Consider the following 22,558-nt stretch of genomic DNA (forward strand, 5'->3'; position numbering starts at 1 on the left):
TCCCTTACATGTTTTCCTCTCCAAGCTTTAACTTACCAGACATCTTTTCACCGTTGCGATAGTATACCACTTCAACTGTGTTACCGACATCCTGATCATAAAGAGCTTTTCGTAGTTCGATAATATCCTTTACTTTTTCCCCTGCAAACTCTGTGATAACATCAAACTCCTGTAAGCCGGCTTGAGCTGCTGGTGATACGGGAACAACACTCATTACGATGACACCATCTGTAACATCTTCAGATAGCTTTAATGTTTGCTCTTTATGGTAGCTGGAAACTTCATTTAACGATCTCATGCCAATTCCTAAAAACGGTCGTCTTACCTCACCATATTTTTCAAGGTCCTCAATAATTGGTATGGCGTGATTTGAAGGAATTGAAAGCCCGATTCCTTCTACTGCTGATTGAGCTATTTTCATGGAATTAATTCCAATCACTTTTCCATCTAAATTGATTAGAGCTCCACCACTATTTCCAGGATTGATCGCTGCATCTGTTTGCATGACTTCAGCATTCCAGTCCACTTGACCGTCACCATTTTCATCGATAGGGATCGCTCGTTCTGTTCCTGATATTATACCTTGTGTTACTGACCCTGAAAACTGAAGTCCAAGTGGATTTCCAATGGCAATGACAGGTTCACCAGGCTTAACACTATCAGAATTGCCAAACTCGGCTACTTTCTTTATCTTTTCACTATCTACTCTCAATACCGCGAGATCAGTTAAAGAATCGCTGCCCAGAATTTCAGCTGGGACTCTTGTTCCATCACTCAGACTAATTTCAAGTTGTGATGCTCCTTCAATAACATGGTGATTTGTGACGACAAAGGCATTCTTTCCTTCTTTTTTATAAATAACGCCTGAGCCGGTTCCAGCCTCACCCGTTTCATTCCAGAATCCGGCCTCCTGAAGATTGACAACACCAACAACAGCATCTGATACATTGTCAACAATGTCTGTAATGGCTGAATTCACATTTACTGATACATTTTTGGTAACTCCCGACTGATTGTCAATAGTGCCTTCCTGGTCTGACGACTCTTCTCCGAGTTCCATGTCATACGGAACGATATTTGACAGGGCCGGTATAGCAAAATACATCAACAATGCTCCTAGGATTGCTCCAACAAATCCTGCTAAAAACCAGCCGCCTCGATTACCTTTTTGTCTTTTGGCATTATAATTCTCATAATCTTGATCATAATAGCCCATTATGCTCACCATTCCTTTCAAACACATCTTGAATAGTGCTTACCTAATCAACATTATTCTCTTGTAGATTGAAAATTAACCAAGATGATGACGATATTATGAAATTTAAATTGCTACAAGCGTAGTTGGGGTTGTTGGGTCTGTATCATATAGTTCAAACTGTTCACCGGTAATAAAACCTTTACTAGCTAATGTTTGCTCAACAGACATTCTTGCTAAGTCTTTCATATTATTATCTTTACTTAAATGAGCTAAATAAATTCGTTTTGTTGAATCTCCGATCACATCCATCATGGCTAGTGCTGCATCTTCATTTGAAACATGTCCCACATCACTTAGAATGCGTCGTTTAATACTCCAAGGATAATGACCCATTTGCAACATTGAGACATCATGATTGCTCTCAAAAACAAAGGCATCTGCATTGCGAATTGTGCCCTTCATTTTATCACTAACATACCCGGTGTCTGTTATCAATGCAAGCTTCTTTCCCTCATGATGAAATGCAAAAAACATCGGTTCTGCTGCATCATGGGAAACACCAAATGATTCAATATCCAAAGAGCCAAACGATTTTACAGAACCCGTTTGGAAAACAAACCTTTGATCTGTTGAAATTTCTCCGATTAAACCATTCATTGCTTGCCATGTTTTTTCATTTGCATAAATGGGTAGCTTATGTTTTCTGGCAAGTACACCCAGTCCTTTTATATGGTCACTATGCTCATGTGTCACCAGGATGCCTGAAAGATTTTTTATATCTCGACCAATTTGCTCAAATAAGTTTGTCATTTGTTTACCGCTTAAACCAGCATCAACTAAAAATGCCTGATTGTTCGCTTCAACATAAATAGCATTCCCCGTACTACCGCTTGCAAGTACACTAAACTGCAAGCTCATCTTCGTCACTCCTCTTTTCCCTATTCCGTTAATTGTAAAACATCCCCTTCTAATGCATTCACATAGTAATCTTCTTTCTCTTTATCTTCTTTTTCAACTATTAGATGCCAAGTTGGTGCCAAAATTTGCTGATTAGAAAGAGGGGTGTGAGTGTAGTAGCCATATTCAATATCTACCACTTCACTATTTGGTGTTAAATAATTATTTTTATATAAAGCTTCAATTGCCTTTAAAGCAGTGATGGCTGATTCTTTTTCTTCGACTTCCTTTATTTCTTCTAACATTGATTGCTCGTAACTAATGATTTCATTATCCTCATTAAGATATAAAATCACCATTCCGATATGATCATTTTTTGTTTGGAAAATGGTCCGATTATTATAATTCTGAATACATATTATAGAGTTTTTTTGATCATCTGTATACCAATAATGATATTGATCACCAGAAATAACATTATCCTTTAAAAATTGAGTAATTTTACTTTGAGTATTCACATCGGGTAATGGAAATGGCTTGTCTAATAACATGTTAATTGTCCGAAATGATTGTTCTCCCTCAAGACTTGATTTCGGTAATTCAACTCTTTGACCTTCTAATTTTGCCACTTCCTCTATTGTGAAATCCTTACTCTTTGCTGTAATATAAAAGCTTTTATTAATGTCCTCCGGTAAGTCATTATAAACGATTCCTTCTGCTTCTAACCTTTCCTCAATCGTGGCCTCCTGAATAATTGCATAATCAGATTTATCTCTTAGCTCAAAGAATTCCATTGCCAAATAGACATCTAAAACAAGAAAGGCAAGAATAAAAATGGTTTTTGTCTTACTCCAATCCACTTCTATCCCCCCTTTGATTTCCATCTATTTTTAGAACTCTTCCATCCTGTAATTCAGCCCACCAATATGGAGTAATTTTTACAATCCTTTGATCAGTTTCTCCCTGTAGTTCATACATAATATAAATGTCCTTAATGTCCTTTATATTAATAGATGAGTCCTTGGATAGAACATCTATTAATTCATGCCCCGAAGGTAATCTCTCTGTGTTATTACTTGAAAGGTTTTTCATAAGTTGATAAGAAGGACGTTCATAAATCGATATTTCACTTTGACCCCATTGTTGAGATATTTTGGTTGGTCCAAAGTATTTATCATCTGACTCAAATACCGGAATTGAATGAATAGACATAATGTACGTAATTTCTTGATTCAGCTCATTTATCATATAAAAAATATAATCATCAGTCCAACCGCCGTGATCGTTTAAATAATCAACACTCTGACTAATGAGCGCACTGCTTTCAAGGAAGCTGGTATCTCTCAGTGTAGGGTTTACAAACTCTACCCTATGTTCACTTGAATGGATATTTAGTTCTCGCCAACTATCTGTATAGCGATTTCTCAATGAATTGACATCTTGTTTTACATTTTGGGGATTACCAAATAAAGCATTTTTAAAAGCAGACCCCTCAATTTCATCTGTACCATATTCATAGCTATCAATTTTCACTTCATTCTCTGGTAAGTAAATTTGAACATTATCATCTTCACCGTAAGCAAAGAATGGAATTAATTCGTTTCTTTGATTGTAAATCTCTGCAACAATTGTATTAGCATCCGTAAGATTAACAGAAGCTTCAACATATTGTAATGTATCACTTGAAACAAAGTACACCCTTTGGACTTCCTTCTCCCGTGGCACATTTAAATAGATTCGATCAAACCTTATATCTTCAATTAATTCTGTCTCCCAGTTAAACATTGTCTCAAAGGTTTCAAAAGGAACTCCGTCAAGAAATCTAAGTTCTATTTTAGCTTCATCATTCCCGTTAATCCAATTTATAAATTTATCCTTCGAAAAAGTTTGAATTAAGTTACGATTAGTACTTAGGCTATAGTCCCATTTTTGCATTTCCGACCAAAGATTATTTACATCCTGCTTATCATACGTACCAAAATGCTGTTCTGGTGTATGCAAAAATAGCTTATTTGGTTTTATTACCTCATATAGCTCTCTTTCTATATTATTGATTGGAACACTTTCAACAAAACTATTATTTTGAAGCTCTTCAAAAGGCGGCTGTGAATTCCACAAATTCCATGTGAAAAATAAACTAATTCCAACTAGTATTGTTAATAACACACTTTTTATTGACTCTTTATTCATTCCCACTCATCCTCTTGTTCCGGATCGTATGGCAGAGTAAAGAACACAGTTGTTCCCGAACTTTCCTTACTTTGTGCCCATATATCTCCTCCATGTGCTTGAACCATTTCCTTTGCAATTGCTAAGCCTAAGCCTGTTCCTCCAAGCTTACGAGTACGAGCCTTATCAACACGATAGAAACGATCAAAGATTTTATTTACACTTTCCTTCGGAATCCCAACACCCTCATCCCTTACTCGAATTTGAATTTCAGATGGAAGTATATCAATAGTGAAGGTTACCTTTCCGCCCTCTGGTGAGTACTTTAGTGCATTTGAAATAATATTATCTAATACCTGAGTAATTTTATCTGTATCTATTTCAACATAAAGAGGTTCCTTTGGAATGTTGCGAACAAATGATACATGTTGAGATATTGTCATCTCAAATCGATCAATTATTTTATGGAAAAAATCCGTAAAGTTAATCCAGTCTTTCGTTAACTGATAATCTGTTCGATCAAGCTTTGATAATTGCAATAAATCATTCACTAGACGAATCATTCGTTCTGTTTCTGTTTGAGTTACATTCAAAAATTGCGGGGCAATCTCTTTATCCTTCCATGCTCCCTCAGCAAGTGCTTCTAAATAACTTCTCATCGTTGTAAGAGGCGTACGCAGCTCATGAGATACATTTGCGACAAACTCTCTTCTTTCCTGATCAATTTTCTCCTGTTCTGTAATATCATACAAAACAGCAATTAAACCATCTGTTTTATCCATCTCTTTTTGAATAACAGAAAAACTGACTCGTAAAATAAATGGACGTTCATCCGTACCTGTATCTAATACTAATGATTCCTGTTCCTCAATTAGACTATCAAATGTATATTCATCACTAATGCCAAGGAGTTCTGTAATCGGTATTTGTTGAACTGTTCCACGTGAAACATTTAACATCTCTAATGCAGGATTGTTGATTAAGATCACTCGACCTTCTCGATTCGTTGCAATAACACCGTCTGTCATATGGGCAATAACAGACGCTAATTTCTTTCGTTCTCCCTCTGTCATTGATTGTGCGTCTTCTAGTTTTTGTGTTAGATAATTAAAGGTAATCGCAAGCTGACCAATTTCATCTTCTCCATAAACTTTAACTTTTCGAGAAAAATTACCATTAGCTAGTTCAATTGCCTGCTTCCTCATATCCGTCATTGGTCTAGTAATCGTTCTTGCCAAAAAAATCCCGAGGGCTGCAGTAATAGCTAACGAAATAATTGTGCCTGTCGCCAGTATCTTATTAATTATACTCATCTGTGAGAAAACTTCTTCCATTGATGCAATAACATAAACTGCACCAATTGTTTGGTTATTATGGTTAACAGGAACTGAAATGACTCGAACACGATCCTCAGATTCGTTATGGAATGCTAAGGCTGTATAATCAAGCCCTACTAATGCACGTCGAACAGATTCCTCTGTCGTTTTCTTGTCCACAATATCCTGATTACTACCAGATGTTGCAATGACCGTTTTATTCATGTCAATTACTCGAACCTCGATAATCTCATCAGTAACGAAATCTCGAAAAATTGACATGATTTCACTATTCAAGTCCTTTCCATCTGGATACTCTTTAGGATCTCGTGACATTTCTTGCTCAATATTATATACCAATAGGCTGACACGCTTGGTTAATGAAGTCTCAAAGTTCGTTTTTAATGTTGTTTCTAATTCCTTTACAAAATAAACTCCAATAATTTGCATGGCTAGCATGATCAGTAAAACATAAACTGATACAAACTTAAAATGAATGGATTGAAAAAATCTTACTCGTTTCATGCTATTATTCCTGTTCTGATTGCTTTAAGTAATAGCCTACTCCACGTCTCGTTACAATCCAGGTCGGATGGCTTGGGTTATCTTCTATTTTTTCCCTTAAGCGTCGAACGGTTACATCAACAGTTCTCACATCTCCAAAATAATCATATCCCCATACCGTTTGTAACAAATGCTCCCGTGTCATAACTTGTCCAATATGCTGAGCAAGATAGTGAAGTAACTCAAACTCACGGTGTGTTAATTCAATTGTTTCTCCCCTCTTCGATACAACATATGCATCCGGGTGGATGACAAGTGATCCAATTGAGATTTCATTGGATGTCCCTTTTGAATCAGTTGTATCATTAACCTGATGTCTTCGTAAGTTTGCTTTTACCCTAGCTAATAATTCCCTCGTGCTAAATGGTTTTGTTACATAATCATCAGCACCTAATTCAAGTCCAAGCACTTTATCGATCTCTGAATCTTTTGCGGTTAACATAATGATCGGGATCTCATATTTTTTCCTCACTTCACGACAAACTTCCATTCCATCTTTGTTTGGTAGCATAATGTCTAGTAATATGAGGTCTGGATTTACTTCTTCTACCATTTCTAATGCTTGGTTTCCATCATAAGCACAGTAAACTGCATAGCCTTCTTTTTTTAGATTAAATTGCAGTATATCTGCAATTGGTTTTTCATCATCAACAACTAATATCTTCTTTTCCATATTCTCGCCCCTTACTTTAATATGTCTCATCTATTTTTCCTGTTTTATTTTACTTTTTTATTTCAAACTTTATAGCCAAATGACAATAAGCTAGAAGTTGTCATATATTTAAATGTACCATGTTCAAAGAAGAGATTCATCTTTTTCAACGATTCCTTCCTATATATAGTTTACTATAGGATTACCTGTGGTATAAAAATAATTATATGGAAATGAAAAAAGGGACTGACTGAGATAGTAAGTTTGTCAGACCCTTTCTATTATATTATTTTAAGTAATCCTCAGGATTTTTCAGGTTTCCATCCTCATAAACTTCAAAGTGAAGATGGATTCCTGTTGAGTTACCTGTTGATCCCATTACGCCCAGCTTTTGTCCTTGTGATACAACTTGTCCAACTTTGACAGAGATCGAACTCAAATGTGCGTAAACAGTTTTCATTCCATTGTTATGATCAACAACAACTTTATTTCCATAACCACCATTATAACCTGCAGATATAACCCTTCCATTATCTGCAGCTTTTATAGTACGATCACTAGGTCTTGCTATATCAATGCCTTTATGTAGCTTACCCCAGCGTTGTCCAAGTCCACTAGAAATATAACCGCCTACTGCAGGCCATGCAAGACTTCCCGTTCCCCTTGAAGGAATAACTTTCGTACCTTTTATAATCATTTCGTTAACAGGTTCCTTTAGTACTTTTTCATTTAAAATTTCCTGCTTTATCTCAGAACCATTTTGTTTTGTGATAGTATAATGTACTAAACTTTCTCCATCTTGACCATTTTGAGTAACTTCCTCTTCTCCCTTTGGCACTGAGGAATCTTCTTTTATCTCTGTTTTATAAGCAATTGTTTCCTTCTCATATACTTCTTCTTGAACCTGAACTTTTACATATGGCTTTAACACAGTTACGTTTAACAGATCACCTGGTTTGATAACAGAATCTTCTTTAAGCTCAGGATTAAGGTCTAATAACTTATCAAGAGATAGGTCATGTTTAGATGCAATTTCTCCAAGGACATCATCTTCCTGTACTTTATACTCCTTTTCAACAGGTGTACCTTTTTCCAATAGATTTAATCCTTGTTGAGATGTCATTATTTTCTCAGGTAACACTTTTTTTGTTTCCAGCGTAACGTCTTCAGTAAAGGAAACATCCGTAATTCGAGATTGTCCCTCTTTAAGAACTGGCAAAGACTTAGTCGCTTGTTGTGATGCTAATTCTTCTAATTCTTTTTTTGAAACAAATTTCTGTTTGTATTTATCTAAAACATTTTGCGCAATTGAGCTATCTTGAAATGCAGCGACTTCTTGATCATTAATTTCTATGACAGTCGCGTTCACTACTACATCTAGCTCTTTTTTTAGATTCTCTGCAACTTCTATATTATTAAAAACTGGTCGAAACATTTCTTCAGGGATAATCTCAATATCTTCGACAGTTAGTTGTAGATCTTTATATTTATCTTTTACTTTATTAATTTTCAATGTACTAAGCTCTTCGATTACCTTTTGATCATCAACTGTACCCATATACTTACCCTCATGATAAATATGGTAAACAGTAGCTATTGAATCTTCAGCTTGAGCATCTATTCCAAAGGTTAAGGATGTTGCTAAAACCACACCCATTGTAAGCTTTTTAAATAAAGAGCGCTGCATAATTGACCTTTCTTCTCCTAGCACTCTAGTAGAACGATTAAACAATGGTATTTCCTCCTAAATCTATTAAGTAGAGCACTATTAAAAGCAAGCTACTATGAATTTACTCTTAAATACCGGCAAAATTCACGTCATTTTACCCTTTACTAATTTAACATAGAATCAATATTCGTATGGTTTTTTAATTGAATTGTAATACTACTGTATTATTGGATACATATTTTGGTTATATTGTCATATTTCACATACCAAATAGAAAAGACATGAATCTAAAGATTCATGTCTTTTAAGTGGCTCGGGACGGAATCGAACCGCCGACACATGGATTTTCAGTCCATTGCTCTACCAACTGAGCTACCGAGCCATATATATTATGTATTATATGTATTGAACTTAATATAGCTGTTCAAGTACTTATAATTATACGTAATAACTTATTTTCATTTTTATTTCTGTAATTAGGTAATCGTCCTCATCTCAGGATGATTACTCAAGTAGTAGCTCGATGAGTACGCTGATGTCTATTCAGAGAAGCTTATTCGGTCGTGCTCTACCAACTGAGCTACCGAGCCATATTTAGCTTACGGCTTCCGCTAAGCTTCAAATCTCTGCGTCAGCTCCTTCACTCACATCCTCACGTATTCACATACGCTCCAGTGTTCGCTCATTCGCTTCCTTGATCTTTTCGCTTATCGAAACCCTTTTACTCGCAACTTATTAATTGTATGTAATATATTAAATCATAATATGTAAAATGGCGGTCCGGACGGGACTCGAACCCGCGACCTCCTGCGTGACAGGCAGGCATTCTAACCAACTGAACTACCGGACCATTTTCTATATTTAAAGAATTAATAATGGTGACCCATACGGGATTCGAACCCGTGTTACCGCCGTGAAAGGGCGGTGTCTTAACCGCTTGACCAATGGGCCACTGTTTTTAAAAACAATGGTGAGCCATGAAGGACTCGAACCTTCGACCCTCTGATTAAAAGTCAGATGCTCTACCAACTGAGCTAATGGCTCATTTTACAATGAGAAGTACAACTTATAGTTTTTTCACTTGTTTCAGACACGCAAATCTCAGTAAGATTATACAAGGAGCAGCTCGATTTGTGTGCTGAAGTGACGCTTCGCAGCTTATTCGTTCGTGCTCTACCAACTGAGCTAATGGCTCATTTTACAATGAGAAGTACAACTTAGTTTTCCGTTTGTTTCAGACACCCAAATCTCAGAAAGAATATTCAAGGAGCAGCTCAATTTGTGTGCTGAAGTAACACTTCGCAGCATATTCAATCGTGCTCTACCAACTGAGCTAATGGCTCATCTTACAATGAGAAGTAAAACAAGTTGTCTTAACAGGACGTGATCTATCATATCATCATATAAATGACTTTACAATATGTTTTTCTAAAAAAATTATTTTTTTTTAAAACATTAAAAGAGGAGGGATAAACATCCCCCCATTATCATTAGCTATACACGCTGCGAATAACATTTGTTTGTGAACGATCTGGTCCAACAGAAAAGATTGATAATGGAATTCCTGTAAGTTGAGAGATACGTTCGATATAATGTCTTGCATTTGCAGGTAATTCACTTAGATTACGTACACTTGTGATATCCTCTGTCCAGCCTGGTAATTCTTCATATACCGGTTCACATTCAGCCAGGACTTTTAGACTTGCTGGATACTCATTGATTGTTTCACCTTTATATTTGTAGGCAACACAGATTTTTAATGTTTCAATACCTGTTAAAACATCAATTGAGTTTAATGAAAGATCTGTTAATCCGCTCACTCGTCTTGCATGACGAACAACAACACTATCAAACCAGCCTACACGACGTGGGCGTCCAGTTGTTGTTCCATATTCACGACCTACTTCACGAATTTGATGACCAATTTCATCATTAAGCTCAGTAGGGAATGGACCATCTCCTACACGAGTTGTATATGCTTTTGACACACCAACAACGTGATTGATTTTTGTTGGTCCTACACCAGAACCAATTGTTACTCCCCCAGCAACTGGATTTGATGATGTAACAAATGGATATGTACCTTGGTCAATATCCAACATAACACCTTGTGCACCTTCAAATAGAACACGACGTCCTTCATCTAAAGCATCATTCAGTACAACAGATGTATCTACAACATATTTCTTAAATTGTTGTCCATATTCATAATATTCGTCCAGAATTTCGTCCACTGTGAAGCCTTCTACTTCATAGAATTTCTCAAGTAGACGATTTTTCTCTTGAAGAGCTCTTGATAATTTTTCTTCAAATACATCACGCTCTAAAAGATCGGAAATACGGATTCCAACACGAGCTGCTTTATCCATGTATGCTGGACCAATTCCCTTTTTCGTTGTTCCAATTTTATTTGCGCCTTTGCGTTCCTCTTCTACCTCATCTAACTTCAGGTGGTATGGAAGGATAACATGAGCACGATTGCTGATGCGTAAATTATCTGTTGTAACTCCACGTTCGTGTAAATAAGCAAGCTCTTTTACAAGTGCTTTTGGATCGACAACCATTCCGTTTCCAATTACGCAAATTTTATCTTTATAGAAAATCCCGGATGGAATTAGGTGAAGCTTGTACGTTTCTCCATCAAATTTAATCGTATGACCTGCATTGTTACCACCTTGGTAACGAGCAATAACCTCTGCATTTTCAGAAAGGAAATCGGTAATTTTCCCTTTTCCTTCATCTCCCCATTGAGTTCCAACAACTACTACTGAAGACATTCCGTGCACCTCCGTAATTTCGCACTATTCAAACATGTTTATTTTAACAATGGCAATTGTGAAAGTCAATCCAAAATACGAACAATATCAAATTCAATTATGTGATTTGTTCGTAAATTGAACTCAAACCTCGATCTCTTTAACAAAATGATACTTTTCATTTACATTTTAGACCCTAATATATTGTTTCCATTTAAGGGAATATACATGTTAAAAAATAAGAAAAACTTAAGTCTCGAGATGAAAGTCCTTTTCAAAACTAAAAAAAGAAGACCGCTCTAACACGATCTTCTTTCTTATGCCGGAACACCTTCATCATCAAATCGCCGTTCCAGGTTAACGAATTTATTATATTCTTTTACAAAGGCTAATGAAACTGTACCAACTGGACCGTTACGTTGCTTTGCTATAATGATTTCGATAATATTCTTGTTTTCAGATTCTTTATCATAGTAGTCATCACGATATAAGAAGGCAACAATATCGGCATCCTGCTCAATACTCCCAGATTCACGAATATCTGACATCATCGGGCGTTTATCTTGACGCTGCTCAACACCACGTGATAACTGTGATAATGCAATGACAGGTACTTTTAGTTCACGTGCCAGTTCCTTTAGTGTACGGGAAATTTCGGATACCTCTTGTTGACGGTTATCCGAACGGCCGGAGCCTTGGATCAACTGAAGGTAATCAATTAATACCATTCCAAGTCCACTTTCTTGCTTAAGGCGGCGGCACTTTGCACGAATTTCACTTACACGTATACCAGGAGTATCATCAATATAAATACCTGAGTCTGATAAGCTTCCCATCGCCATTGTTAGCTTACCCCAGTCTTCAGGTGTTAATGATCCCGTTCTAAGTCTTTGTGCATCAATATTTCCTTCTGCACATAGCATCCTCATTACAAGCTGGTCTGCTCCCATCTCCAGACTGAATATAGCTACATTTTCATCTGTTTTTGTTGCAACGTTTTGTGCAATATTCAATGCAAAGGCTGTTTTACCTACAGATGGACGAGCTGCTACAATAATGAGGTCATTTCGCTGAAACCCTGCTGTCATTCTATCTAATTCAACAAATCCTGTTGGAATACCTGTTACATCACCTATTCGTTCATGGAGAGTTTCAATATTATCATATGTTTGTACTAATACATCTTTAATATTTTGAAAGGCTCCAGCATTTTTTCGCTGTGCTACCTCCATAATTGTCTTTTCCGCTTCATTGAGCAGGACTTCAACCTCATCTTCTCTGCTATATCCATCCTGTGCGATGGTTGTAGCAGTACGAATCAGTCTTCTTAAGATTGATTTTTCCTCTACAATTTTCCCATAGTACTCAATATTTGCGGCAGTTGGCGCTGAGTTTGCCAGATCACTAAGGTAGGATACTCCACCTACTTCTTCTAGTAAGTTTGCATCAGCTAATTCTGATGTAACGGTCACTATATCAACAGGCTCACCTTTGTCTGAAAGCTCGAGCATGGCATTGTATATTTTCTGATGGGCAGCACGATAAAAATCATCAGGTATTAATATCTCTGATGCTAAAGTAAGTGAGGCTGGTACTAGAAATATAGCCCCTAAAACAGCCTGTTCTGCCTCTATATTTTGTGGTGGAATACGATCACCAAGTAACTCGTTAATGATGATCACCGTCCTTTTAAAGTTTATAGTAATCTATTAGTTGCTAATAGTGTCTCTAGGTAATTAGGATTATGAAAACTTGGCTTGTCACCAAGCACTAGGTTTTTCTTTTTCTAGCATCCATTAAACTCTCATATCTTGTGCTAGTATAAAAAAAAAGTGGCTCCGCTTCAAGACAAATTTCAATCTTTCCACTAAACCACAACCTCTTCCAACATTTTACTTACTGTTCTTTTACATGTACTTTGATCGTTGCACTTACTTCAGGATGAAGCTTAGCAGGAACATTTGTATACCCTAGTGCACGAATACCATCAGGTAAATCTAATTTACGTTTATCAAGTTTAATGCTATGAGTTTTCTTCAGTTCATCAGCAATTTGCTTGCTTGTTACAGAACCAAATAAACGGCCGCCCTCACCTGATTTCGCTTGAATTTCTACTGTTAATTTTTCAAGGTCAACCTTTAGTTGCTGCATTTGTTCTAATTCTTCTATCGCTTCTTGCTCTACTTTTTTCTTTTGTGCATTTAATGAACTTACATTAGCATTTGTCGCTTCTACTGCAAGGCCTTGTTTAATTAAAAAGTTATGTGCATAGCCGTCAGCAACATTTTTTACTTCGCCTTTTTTCCCTTTACCTTTTACATCTTTCAAAAAGATTACCTTCATGATTTTGTTCCTCCTTCTAGATAGTCTTCTATTGCTAATTTTAATCTATTTTCTGCTTCTTGTAACGTAGTATGCTGCAATTGAGTTGCTGCATTTGTTAGATGTCCTCCGCCGCCAAGAGCTTCCATGATAATTTGAACATTTACATCTCCAAGTGATCTGGCACTTACACTTACCATATCCTCATTACGTTTCGCGATAACAAATGATGCTTCAATTCCGTTCATTGACAATAATGTATCTGCTGCTTGAGCAATGGTTACCTGCTCATAAAAATCATGATCGTCTGCAGCAGTTATAGCTATACCTTCTTTAAATATGGAAGCATTCTGAATAAGTCTTGCACGCCTCACATAGCTTGTAATGTCTTCTTTTAAGAATTTCTGTACTAATATAGTGTCAGCGCCTTTGGCTCGCAAATAAGACGCTGCATCAAATGTACGTGATCCTGTACGAAGGGTGAAGCTTTTTGTATCTACAATAATTCCAGCCAATAAGGCTGTTGCCTCTATCATATTTACTTTTAAATGCTTCGGTTGGTATTCCAGCAGTTCTGTTACTAATTCGGCTGTAGAAGAAGCGTACGGCTCCATATAGACTAGAATCGGATCCTTTATAAATTCCTCGCCCCGTCTATGATGATCAATGACAATTACGCGTTCACTTCTCGACAGCACTCTTTCATCAATAACTAATGCAGGTTTATGTGTATCTACAACAATTAAAAGCGTATCATCTGTCATGATTTCAAGGGCCTGCTCAGGTGTAATAAACCTTGACCATAATTCCGGATGTAATTTAACTTCAGATAATAATTGTTCAACTCCTGAATCAAGTGCATCAGGATCTAAAATAATATATCCATCTTTTTCATTAACTTGTGAAACCTTTAGAATCCCAATAGCAGAACCAATGGCATCCATATCAGGGTATTTATGTCCCATGATCATGACTTTGTCACTTTCAGTTACAATCTCCCTTAACGCATGTGAAATCACTCGGGCACGAACTCTAGTCCGTTTCTCCATTGGATTTGTTTTTCCTCCAAAGAATCTTACCTTTCCATTTTGCTGCTTGATTCCTACCTGATCTCCTCCACGTCCCAACGCAAGGTCTAAGCTTGACTGAGCTAAATCTCCTAGCTCCTGCAAAGAAGAAACGCCAGATCCCACTCCAATACTCAGCGTTAGGGAAACGTTATGGATCATTGTTTTATCCCGTACTTCATCTAATATCGAGAACTTTGTTTTTATTAGCCTTGTTAAGATATCTTCGTTTAATACTCCGAGAAACCTTTCGGAAGAAATTCTTTTCAGAAAGACACCATAATCCTTTGCCCATTTATTTAATAAAGAAGTTACGTTACTATTTATAGCACTTCTTGTTTGATCATCCATTCCTTGAGTCACTTCATCATAATTATCTAAGAAAATAAGCGCTAAGACTGTTCGTTCATCTTCATACTGCTTTTCAATCTCGATTTGCTCAGTTACATCAAAAAAGTAAATTAAACGTTCTTCTCTTTTTATAATCACCCTAAATTCTCTATCATACAATGTGATGGTTTCAGACTCAACTTCTTGTTTGATCAGTGGGACCAAGGAGTCGGCCAAATCAAAAAGGGACCTGCCAACAAGTGTATCTTCATCAAAACAAGAGGTCATAAAAGGGTTAGACCATTCAATTTGAAATTGGTCATTAAAGAGCATAATTCCGATTGGCATTTCCATCAAGGCTTCTTCGCCTACTTTTTTCAATCGGTATGAGAGCGTTGTTATGTATTCTTCCATCTCAGCCTTAAAATCTGAGAGAGCTTTTTTAATGAAATAAAGGACAATGGCTATAATGACTAATAAAATAGATCCTAAGATCCAATTATAAAAAGATAAAACAAGTGTGGCTATCACTGTTACGCCGATCAATGCATAAATAGGATAACGGATTAATGGTTTCTCATAAAAACTTGGCATGCTGTTTTCAACTCCTCGCAACAGTGAATACAAACCTAATTTTTTGATATTTTACCACGGAGAGGAAAGCCTAAATCAATTATACCTAAGATTCTTATAAGATAAAGAAGTATTGGGATAAGAAATGAGCCAATCAAGATTAAAATTGGTACGGCTTTTGACCATCCTTTTATAAATGAGTAATAAAATATAAATGAGTAGCCTTGCAAAAGAACAAAAAATTGCAAGATAAAATAAAGGTTAATAACGGCTGTAAAAAGGAAGGTATCTGTATCTTGATTTACCATTAACAAAATGGAAACAATTAAATAATACCATACAATACTTCTTGGCAGTTTCCAATCACGGAATGGCTTTAATGGAGCAAGATCAAATCTTAGTCTTCTAAGTATTGGGCTGGCCAATAAATGAGTGATAACTGCAGAAACTACTCCAAGTGTAATAAAAATTGTAGGAACTAACTGTACCATCATTTCTAACCCTTGCTCCAACTGAGCAAACTGTGCACTTAGTTGCTCATCTGTTGTAAAAGATTCCAACATAGTTTTTGATTGTTCCATGGATTGTTCCATCATAGCAATGGAGTCATGAATAAAATCAATTTCCATTAAAAACTTTGCTCCAATATACGTAACAATAAGGCTAACTGTATAAGCTAAGCTTCCTCCAACTAATACGCCTAGTGTCTGCTTTCTCTTATAGAAATAACCCATTACTAAGCCGCTTAAACCATAAGTAACAGCTGTTATAATGCTAAAGATAGAACCAAATAAAATGGACAGAATACTTCCTGCAAAAATTAAGAGAAACGTAAGTCGGATACCATGCCGGATTGTAAAAATAATAAAAGGCAATGGTAATACAAATAAAACGATTGTACCAATTATAGGTACATATCTCGCAAAAAGCATGAGGACTAAATAAAGCGCTAATAATACAGCCCCTTCTGTTAAAACATGAGCTTTCTTCACAATGACACCTCTTTTTAGAAAAGCTCCAGCGCCTTGGCCAGCCTCGGGCAAATAAGACACAAATGACCTCGAGGCAGTCATTAACGCGACGTCCTGTCGCAATGACTGCACTTGCAAGTCCTGTGCTTCGGGGCTAGGCGCTGGAGCTAGACACCTATACTAAGTACCAAAAAGTTATACTTTCTTACCTTGTAAAAATCTACGTACTAAGGATTCCAGGACATATCCTTATATGTATTATGTCTTTACTAAATCTTACCCTAAAAATTGCTTAAAAATGCGGTATTTAATGACGAAAAAAGCACAGATAGGAATGAATCCATCTCTGTGCTTTTTCATTAATTATTCACCAGCAACATATGGTAATAAAGCCATTTGACGAGCACGTTTGATTGCTACAGTCAATTTGCGTTGGTATTTAGCGCTAGTACCTGTTACACGACGAGGTAAAATTTTACCACGCTCAGATACGAACTTTTTAAGTAAATCTACATCTTTATAATCGATGTGTGTGATTCCATTAGATGTGAAGAAACACACTTTACGACGCTTTGCACGTCCACCTTTACGTCCGCCTGCCATGATCAATTTCCTCCCTTCTTATCTTAAATGTTTATCTATTAAAACGGTAAGTCATCGTCAGATATATCAATAGGTTTTCCATCATTTGCAAATGGATCATCATCAAAGCTTGTACGACCTTGATTACGTTGATTTTGATCTGAACCGAATGGATTTTGATTGCCAGAATTACCACCTTGGTACCCACCAAAGTTATTATTATTGTTGAAGTTGTTGTTGTTTCCTCCACCACTTGCTCCTCTAGGCTCAAGGAATTGGACACTTTCTGCAACAACTTCTGTTACATAAACACGTTTTCCAGTTTGATCTTCATAACTACGGGACTGCAAACGACCGTCAACACCTGCTAAGCTTCCTTTTTTCAGGAAATTCGCAACATTTTCAGCCTGCTTTCGCCAAATAACACAGTTAAGAAAATCTGCTTCTCTTTCACCTTGTTGGTTTGTAAACGTACGGTTTACTGCTAGTGTGAAGGTAGCAACAGCTACTCCGCTTGGTGTGTAACGCAGATCTGGATCTTTTGTTAGTCTTCCGACTAATACTACTCGATTCAACATCAGAACCATCCTTTTTTGTATATCTTATCTATCACAATTAGTCTTCTTTTTTAATAACGATATGGCGAATGATATCTTCGCTGATTTTCGCTAAACGATCGAATTCTTGAACAGCAGCAGATTCAGAGCTTACTTGAAGAAGCATATAGTAACCATCACGGAAATCGTTGATTTCGTATGCTAGGCGACGTTTGCCCCACTCTTTTGTTTCTGCTACTTCCGCACCATTATCAGATAAAACGTTGTTGAAACGCTCTACTAAAGCTTTCTTAGCTTCATCTTCAATGTTTGGGCGGATGATGTACATAACTTCGTACTTTCTCATCATCTTACACCTCCTTTTGGTCTAAACGGCCCATAATTGGGCAAGGAGCAATTAAATAAATAAATTACTCACAATTAGGTATTATAACAAAAAGATTGGAAACACGCAAGTTAGCATTTAAACATTAAAACGGAAGTGAATAACATCTCCATCTTGAACAATATATTCTTTACCTTCCAAACGAACCTTTCCTGCTTCACGTGCTGCTCCCATTGTTTTGGCTGCTAATAAATCCTCATAAGAAACTGTTTCAGCACGAATGAACCCTCTCTCAAAGTCAGTATGAATAATTCCTGCACACTGAGGAGCTTTCATTCCTTTTTTAAATGTCCAAGCACGAACCTCTTGTTCACCTGCAGTGAAGTAAGTAGCTAGTCCAAGAAGATGGTAAGATGCTTTAATTAATTGATCTAAACCGGATTCCTCTATACCTAGCTCTTCTAAGAACATTTCCTTTTCTTCGCCCTCAAGTTCAACAATCTCTGATTCGATCTTTGCACAAACAACAATTACTTCTGCATTTTCAGCAGCAGCAAATTCACGCACCTGCTTAACATATGGATTGTTTGAAGGATCTGCAACTTCATCCTCACTTACATTTGATACATATAGAATTGGTTTAATTGTTAAAAGATGTAATTGTTTTACATACTTCAGTTGTTCTTCGTTAAATTCAACTGCACGTGCCGGCTTTTCGCTCTCAAATGCTTCTTTCAGCTTCACCAAAATTTCGTGTTCAAATACAGCTGTTTTTTCTTTTTGCTTTGCCAATTTCGCAACACGATCAATACGCTTATCAACTGTTTCCAAGTCAGCTAAAATCAATTCTAAGTTGATTGTTTCAATATCAGAAATTGGATCCACTTTACCGGATACATGTGTGATATTGTCATCTGCAAAGCAACGCACAACATGACATATTGCATCTACTTGTCTAATATGTGAAAGGAATTTATTACCTAAACCTTCTCCTTTACTCGCACCTTTAACAATTCCTGCAATATCCGTAAATTCAAAAGCAGTCGGAATTGTCTTTTTCGGCTTAACAAGTTCTGTTAATTTTTGTAAACGTTCATCTGGAACTTCTACAATTCCAACGTTAGGATCTATCGTACAGAATGGATAGTTAGCTGATTCTGCCCCAGCTTGTGTAATTGCGTTAAATAATGTAGATTTTCCTACGTTAGGTAGACCTACGATTCCAGCAGTTAATGCCATTTTTCCCACTCCTCTATTATAAAACAAAGAAATTTGTCTTGTCCGATTTCAATCAATCTTCAACAATTATAGATAGTAAATGCTTAAAATACAAGCGTACTGATGAAATAACAAACTAAAAAAAGAGCTAGTAAAAGCTCTTCATAAAAATCAATCTACTTTTTCTAATCCTACTAAACAATCGTATAAAGTACTTCCTTGTCCATTGTCTGATACAGAATCAGGTGTGAGGAGGTTGACTGAGCCTCCAAACTTGTGCCATAATCCTTCATCAACATTTACTGTTTTGGGATGGGCCCTTTTCATTATTTTGACTGAACCGGTTAATTCACCTCGATTATTGTGAATTCTCACCTTATCTCCTTCAGCTAATTGCTTTTCGATTGCAATATCCTCTGATACCTCAATTTTTACTGATTGCATAGCTTCTATTAACACATAATGCTGTGAATGATTTGAGCGTAACGGATGGATGGATAACAGCTGATAAGGATATTGGTTGGCTAGTGCAGGGTTTGTATGGCCTGATTCACTTGGAAACAAATAGTGTGGTTTACCTTCAAATCCCTTTTCATATCCCAGCTCTGATGTAAACTCGAATTTTCCACTCGGTGTTGAAAATTTCCGATCATTCCATGGTGTATGGTTAACAGGTAACGGCAGTCTCTTTTCCTCTTTAAGTTTCTCAAGTGTAATTCCATCTGACTCAAGGTGCTCAATTCCCATTTTGAGAAACTCATCTCTTGAATAAGAAAAGGCATCACCAAAACCTAGTCGCTCAGCTAGCTGTGTCCAAATCCATAAATCAGACTTTGCCTCACCCGGGGGTTCTACCAGCTTGTCTCCATAATTTACATAGTGATGATACATGGATGCATAATAAATGTCTTCTTCTTCAAAAACAGTTGTGGTAGGCAGAACATAATCAGCCATTTCTGCTGTATCTGTTAAAAAATGGTCAATAACGACAACTGTTTCGACTGATTGAAATGCTTTAATCATCTTATTTGAGTCAGGAACCTGGACGATTGGATTACCACATGTCACAATAATCATTTGAATGGAAGGATCCATTGAATCTAAGATTCCCTCTGCTTGTTGCATCATAGTGAAAGTTCTTGATTCTGTTTTTTTAGCTGATAATGTAAGAACATCCTTATTGAAGCTTTTTCCAACTTGAATATTCCCGAAGTTGGCTCCGCCACCTTGAACTCCTACATTTCCGCTTATGGCAACTAAAGCATCAATTAAGCGAATGGTATTTCCACCATTTGCATAACGTTGCATACCAAGACCTAAAAATGTTGAGGTTGGTCCATTTATATAGATGGAAGCTAAATATTCAATTTCTGTTAACGTAACCTCTGCTTTTAAACAGATTTCTTCAATTGTGAACTGATTTACTAACTCTAGTAAATCAGTATATCCTACAGTATAGTTCTCAATAAAACTCTTATCTTCCTTATTTTCTCTGATGATGTATTTCATAATGCCAATTGCTAATAGTCCGTCCATACCAGGCTTGACCGAAATATATTGATCAGAGATTTTTGCTGTTGCATTATAAATTGGATCAATGACAGTTATTGTTGCACCCTGTTTTTTTGCTTCTTGTAGCTTTTGAAACAAATGCATATTTGTTCTCGCTACATTTCTTCCCCAAATCACAATGTTTCGGCTATGGAGAATATCGTCTGGAGCATGACTATCCGAGCTGCCAAAATCCCAGGTTTGAGCTTCAATACCAGAACCCCAGCAAATACTGCCGACTAAGTGAGTCGCGCCACCATAACAGTTAAAAAATCTTTTATCGAGATTTTTTAATAGACCATTATTCGCATAATCATGGCTGTGCAGGACAGCGCTTGGTCCATAGGATTTTTTTATATCACTCATTTTTTCTGCAATTTCATTGAGAGCTTGATTCCAGGAGATCTCCTCAAAATGTCCATTTACCTTTTTTAAGGGAACAGTCAATCTTTCGTTGGAATTTGTCTTTGTTTCAAGCATCCGGCCTCTTCCACAAATCTTTCCCTGAGTAATCGGATGCTCCTTATCTCCATCAACCTTAATAACTTTCCCATTTTCGACTGTTACTTCAAAACCACAGCTATCCCAACAATTCAAAGGACATGATGAATTAACTTTTTGTTTCATAAATGCCTATCCCCACTTATAGTTCGTTTGCTTCCTCGTTTCTAACTAATACCTTTTTTATTTTTCTAGAAAACTCCTTACGAGGAATAAGTACACTATGATTACAACCCAGACATTTAATCCGGACATCCATTCCCATTCTAATAATCTTCCATTCATTCGTTCCACATGGATGCTGTTTTTTCATTTCAACAATATCATTTAAGCCAAATTCTTTATCCATAGTATAAGTACCTCCTAGCTTACTTCTTCTTTTCTGTTATACATAACAATACGAGGATAAGGGATCTCTATACCTCTCTCATCCAATCTTGTTTTAATGTCTTTTCTCAGCATCCTTGCAATATGGAAATGCTTCATCGGTTCAACTTCACATATCACACGAAGAATGACTTCAGAAGCACCTAAATTTTGAACTCCTAATAATTCAGGAGGACTAACGATATCTTCATACTTATCTTGTACTTCCATTAATAATTCCTGTATGACTATTTCTGCCTTTGAAATATTGCTTTCATAGGCAATACTAATATCAACGAAAGCAACGCTATTATTAATAGAGAAATTTGTCACTTCAGTTATGTTTCCGTTAGGCAAGATATGAACTTCTCCTGTCCAACTTTTTATTTTCGATGTACGTAAACCAATTTCTTCAACTGTTCCTTCAAAGGTGGAAATACGGACATAATCGCCTACAGAAAATTGATCCTCAAAAATAATAAAAAATCCTGTTATAATATCTCTCACTAAGTTTTGTGCACCAAAACCTACCGCCAGCCCAACAATTCCTGCTCCTGCAAGTAAAGCAGCTACATCAAGTCCCAATGTTTCTAAGACCATTATAATGGCAATAAAGTACACAACATAAGTGAGAATATTTTCAAGTAACTTGGCTAACGTATTTTCTCTTCTTTCAGAAATTCGAATGGGTGATTTCCCGCGGAATAAAAATACTTTACTTATAGCAATTTTACCGATTCGAATAAAAGCAGTTGCGACAATGAAAATTAAGCAAATCTTTAATATACCTTGTCCTAATGAAATCCATAACACTATATTTGTTACATAATCGACAATTTGAAACCACAATTCTTCGAGTATCTTCAATAAAATCATCCTTTACGATCAAACTTAATACATTTTCATAGCTAATTATACTACGGAATTTAAACAATTATATATATTCGTCTCGAAGTATAGAAATTATGTCTCAC

Annotated in this window: 19 protein-coding genes and 4 tRNA genes; all 23 read right to left on the reverse strand. The window is 36.5% G+C overall.

The genetic code is table 11. The features are described 5' to 3' along the window. Nucleotides 1-4 precede the first annotated feature (4 nt). Nucleotides 5-1,216: a S1C family serine protease gene (locus tag HWV59_RS01290; RefSeq protein WP_102231782.1), complete on the reverse strand. Its 1,212-nt coding sequence runs from the start codon at nt 1,214-1,216 to the stop codon at nt 5-7. Between the two features lie 105 nt (nt 1,217-1,321). Next, a complete protein-coding gene (locus HWV59_RS01295) occupies nt 1,322-2,116 on the reverse strand; it encodes an MBL fold metallo-hydrolase (protein WP_175637915.1) in 795 nt (264 codons plus the stop codon). A gap of 20 nt (nt 2,117-2,136) precedes the next feature. Further along, entirely contained in the window at nt 2,137-2,955 is an 819-nt protein-coding gene (locus HWV59_RS01300) for a two-component system regulatory protein YycI (RefSeq protein ID WP_175637916.1), read from the reverse strand. Beyond that, nucleotides 2,942-4,285: a YycH family regulatory protein gene (locus tag HWV59_RS01305; RefSeq protein ID WP_102231785.1), complete on the reverse strand. Its 1,344-nt coding sequence runs from the start codon at nt 4,283-4,285 to the stop codon at nt 2,942-2,944. The genes HWV59_RS01300 and HWV59_RS01305 overlap by 14 nt, the downstream gene beginning before the upstream one ends. Next, complete coding sequence (walK, locus tag HWV59_RS01310; RefSeq protein ID WP_102231786.1) at nt 4,282-6,105, reverse strand: cell wall metabolism sensor histidine kinase WalK; 1,824 nt, start codon at nt 6,103-6,105, stop codon at nt 4,282-4,284. Before walK ends, HWV59_RS01305 begins: the two co-directional genes overlap by 4 nt. Before the next feature lie 4 nt (nt 6,106-6,109). Continuing rightward, nucleotides 6,110-6,817 (reverse strand): response regulator YycF, encoded by a 708-nt coding sequence (yycF, locus tag HWV59_RS01315; RefSeq protein ID WP_102231787.1) that lies wholly within the window; start codon nt 6,815-6,817, stop codon nt 6,110-6,112. Between the two features lie 265 nt (nt 6,818-7,082). Continuing rightward, entirely contained in the window at nt 7,083-8,528 is a 1,446-nt protein-coding gene (locus tag HWV59_RS01320; protein ID WP_235991647.1) for a peptidoglycan DD-metalloendopeptidase family protein, read from the reverse strand. 246 nt (nt 8,529-8,774) lie between these two features. Next, nucleotides 8,775-8,847 (reverse strand) — tRNA-Phe (locus HWV59_RS01325). A 391-nt stretch (nt 8,848-9,238) separates the two neighbouring features. Then, nucleotides 9,239-9,315 (reverse strand) — tRNA-Asp (locus HWV59_RS01330). Nucleotides 9,316-9,341: 26 nt separating this feature from the next. Next, nucleotides 9,342-9,416, reverse strand: a tRNA-Glu gene (locus tag HWV59_RS01335). Between the two features lie 17 nt (nt 9,417-9,433). After that, nucleotides 9,434-9,509, reverse strand: a tRNA-Lys gene (locus HWV59_RS01340). Nucleotides 9,510-9,955: 446 nt separating this feature from the next. After that, nucleotides 9,956-11,242: an adenylosuccinate synthase gene (locus HWV59_RS01345; RefSeq protein ID WP_102231788.1), complete on the reverse strand. Its 1,287-nt coding sequence runs from the start codon at nt 11,240-11,242 to the stop codon at nt 9,956-9,958. 296 nt (nt 11,243-11,538) lie between these two features. Then, a complete protein-coding gene (gene dnaB, locus HWV59_RS01350; RefSeq protein WP_102231819.1) occupies nt 11,539-12,894 on the reverse strand; it encodes a replicative DNA helicase in 1,356 nt (451 codons plus the stop codon). Nucleotides 12,895-13,117: 223 nt separating this feature from the next. Beyond that, a complete protein-coding gene (rplI, locus tag HWV59_RS01355; protein WP_026561613.1) occupies nt 13,118-13,564 on the reverse strand; it encodes a 50S ribosomal protein L9 in 447 nt (148 codons plus the stop codon). Then, nucleotides 13,561-15,534 (reverse strand): DHH family phosphoesterase, encoded by a 1,974-nt coding sequence (locus HWV59_RS01360; RefSeq protein ID WP_175637917.1) that lies wholly within the window; start codon nt 15,532-15,534, stop codon nt 13,561-13,563. The genes rplI and HWV59_RS01360 overlap by 4 nt, the downstream gene beginning before the upstream one ends. Before the next feature lie 35 nt (nt 15,535-15,569). Next, nucleotides 15,570-16,505, reverse strand: coding sequence for a YybS family protein (locus HWV59_RS01365; RefSeq protein WP_175637918.1), 936 nt, complete (start codon nt 16,503-16,505; stop codon nt 15,570-15,572). A 342-nt stretch (nt 16,506-16,847) separates the two neighbouring features. Further along, nucleotides 16,848-17,087: a 30S ribosomal protein S18 gene (rpsR, locus tag HWV59_RS01370; protein WP_026561616.1), complete on the reverse strand. Its 240-nt coding sequence runs from the start codon at nt 17,085-17,087 to the stop codon at nt 16,848-16,850. 38 nt (nt 17,088-17,125) lie between these two features. Next, nucleotides 17,126-17,644 carry a single-stranded DNA-binding protein gene (ssb, locus tag HWV59_RS01375; protein WP_102231791.1) on the reverse strand — a complete coding sequence of 173 codons (519 nt, stop codon included), beginning with the start codon at nt 17,642-17,644 and terminating at the stop codon, nt 17,126-17,128. 37 nt (nt 17,645-17,681) lie between these two features. Next, on the reverse strand, nt 17,682-17,969 hold the full coding sequence (rpsF, locus tag HWV59_RS01380) for a 30S ribosomal protein S6 (RefSeq protein WP_102231820.1): 288 nt from the start codon (nt 17,967-17,969) through the stop codon (nt 17,682-17,684). Between the two features lie 117 nt (nt 17,970-18,086). Continuing rightward, on the reverse strand, nt 18,087-19,187 hold the full coding sequence (gene ychF, locus HWV59_RS01385; RefSeq protein ID WP_175637919.1) for a redox-regulated ATPase YchF: 1,101 nt from the start codon (nt 19,185-19,187) through the stop codon (nt 18,087-18,089). 150 nt (nt 19,188-19,337) lie between these two features. After that, the gene (locus tag HWV59_RS01390; RefSeq protein ID WP_175637920.1) at nt 19,338-21,344 is read right to left on the reverse strand and encodes a molybdopterin-dependent oxidoreductase; all 2,007 of its coding nucleotides are present in this window, start codon (nt 21,342-21,344) and stop codon (nt 19,338-19,340) included. A gap of 16 nt (nt 21,345-21,360) precedes the next feature. Beyond that, on the reverse strand, nt 21,361-21,567 hold the full coding sequence (locus HWV59_RS01395; protein ID WP_175637921.1) for a DUF951 domain-containing protein: 207 nt from the start codon (nt 21,565-21,567) through the stop codon (nt 21,361-21,363). 14 nt (nt 21,568-21,581) lie between these two features. Continuing rightward, complete coding sequence (locus HWV59_RS01400; RefSeq protein WP_175637922.1) at nt 21,582-22,451, reverse strand: mechanosensitive ion channel family protein; 870 nt, start codon at nt 22,449-22,451, stop codon at nt 21,582-21,584. Nucleotides 22,452-22,558: the final 107 nt, after the last annotated feature.

The sequence above is a fragment of the Metabacillus schmidteae genome, assembly GCF_903166545.1.
In the GTDB taxonomy this organism is placed as follows: domain Bacteria; phylum Bacillota; class Bacilli; order Bacillales; family Bacillaceae; genus Metabacillus; species Metabacillus schmidteae.

What these genes read in the sequence shown, in the direction of transcription:
- HWV59_RS01390 (WP_175637920.1), bottom strand. Translation starts at nt 21,344, where the DNA reads ATGAAACAAAAAGTTAATTCATCATGTCCTTTGAATTGTTGGGATAGC.
- HWV59_RS01360 (WP_175637917.1), bottom strand. Translation starts at nt 15,534, where the DNA reads ATGCCAAGTTTTTATGAGAAACCATTAATCCGTTATCCTATTTATGCA.
- yycF (WP_102231787.1), bottom strand. Translation starts at nt 6,817, where the DNA reads ATGGAAAAGAAGATATTAGTTGTTGATGATGAAAAACCAATTGCAGAT.
- HWV59_RS01290 (WP_102231782.1), bottom strand. Translation starts at nt 1,216, where the DNA reads ATGGGCTATTATGATCAAGATTATGAGAATTATAATGCCAAAAGACAA.
- rpsF (WP_102231820.1), bottom strand. Translation starts at nt 17,969, where the DNA reads ATGAGAAAGTACGAAGTTATGTACATCATCCGCCCAAACATTGAAGAT.
- HWV59_RS01395 (WP_175637921.1), bottom strand. Translation starts at nt 21,567, where the DNA reads ATGGATAAAGAATTTGGCTTAAATGATATTGTTGAAATGAAAAAACAG.
- HWV59_RS01295 (WP_175637915.1), bottom strand. Translation starts at nt 2,116, where the DNA reads ATGAGCTTGCAGTTTAGTGTACTTGCAAGCGGTAGTACGGGGAATGCT.
- ychF (WP_175637919.1), bottom strand. Translation starts at nt 19,187, where the DNA reads ATGGCATTAACTGCTGGAATCGTAGGTCTACCTAACGTAGGAAAATCT.
- ssb (WP_102231791.1), bottom strand. Translation starts at nt 17,644, where the DNA reads ATGTTGAATCGAGTAGTATTAGTCGGAAGACTAACAAAAGATCCAGAT.
- rplI (WP_026561613.1), bottom strand. Translation starts at nt 13,564, where the DNA reads ATGAAGGTAATCTTTTTGAAAGATGTAAAAGGTAAAGGGAAAAAAGGC.
- HWV59_RS01305 (WP_102231785.1), bottom strand. Translation starts at nt 4,285, where the DNA reads ATGAATAAAGAGTCAATAAAAAGTGTGTTATTAACAATACTAGTTGGA.
- walK (WP_102231786.1), bottom strand. Translation starts at nt 6,105, where the DNA reads ATGAAACGAGTAAGATTTTTTCAATCCATTCATTTTAAGTTTGTATCA.
- HWV59_RS01345 (WP_102231788.1), bottom strand. Translation starts at nt 11,242, where the DNA reads ATGTCTTCAGTAGTAGTTGTTGGAACTCAATGGGGAGATGAAGGAAAA.
- rpsR (WP_026561616.1), bottom strand. Translation starts at nt 17,087, where the DNA reads ATGGCAGGCGGACGTAAAGGTGGACGTGCAAAGCGTCGTAAAGTGTGT.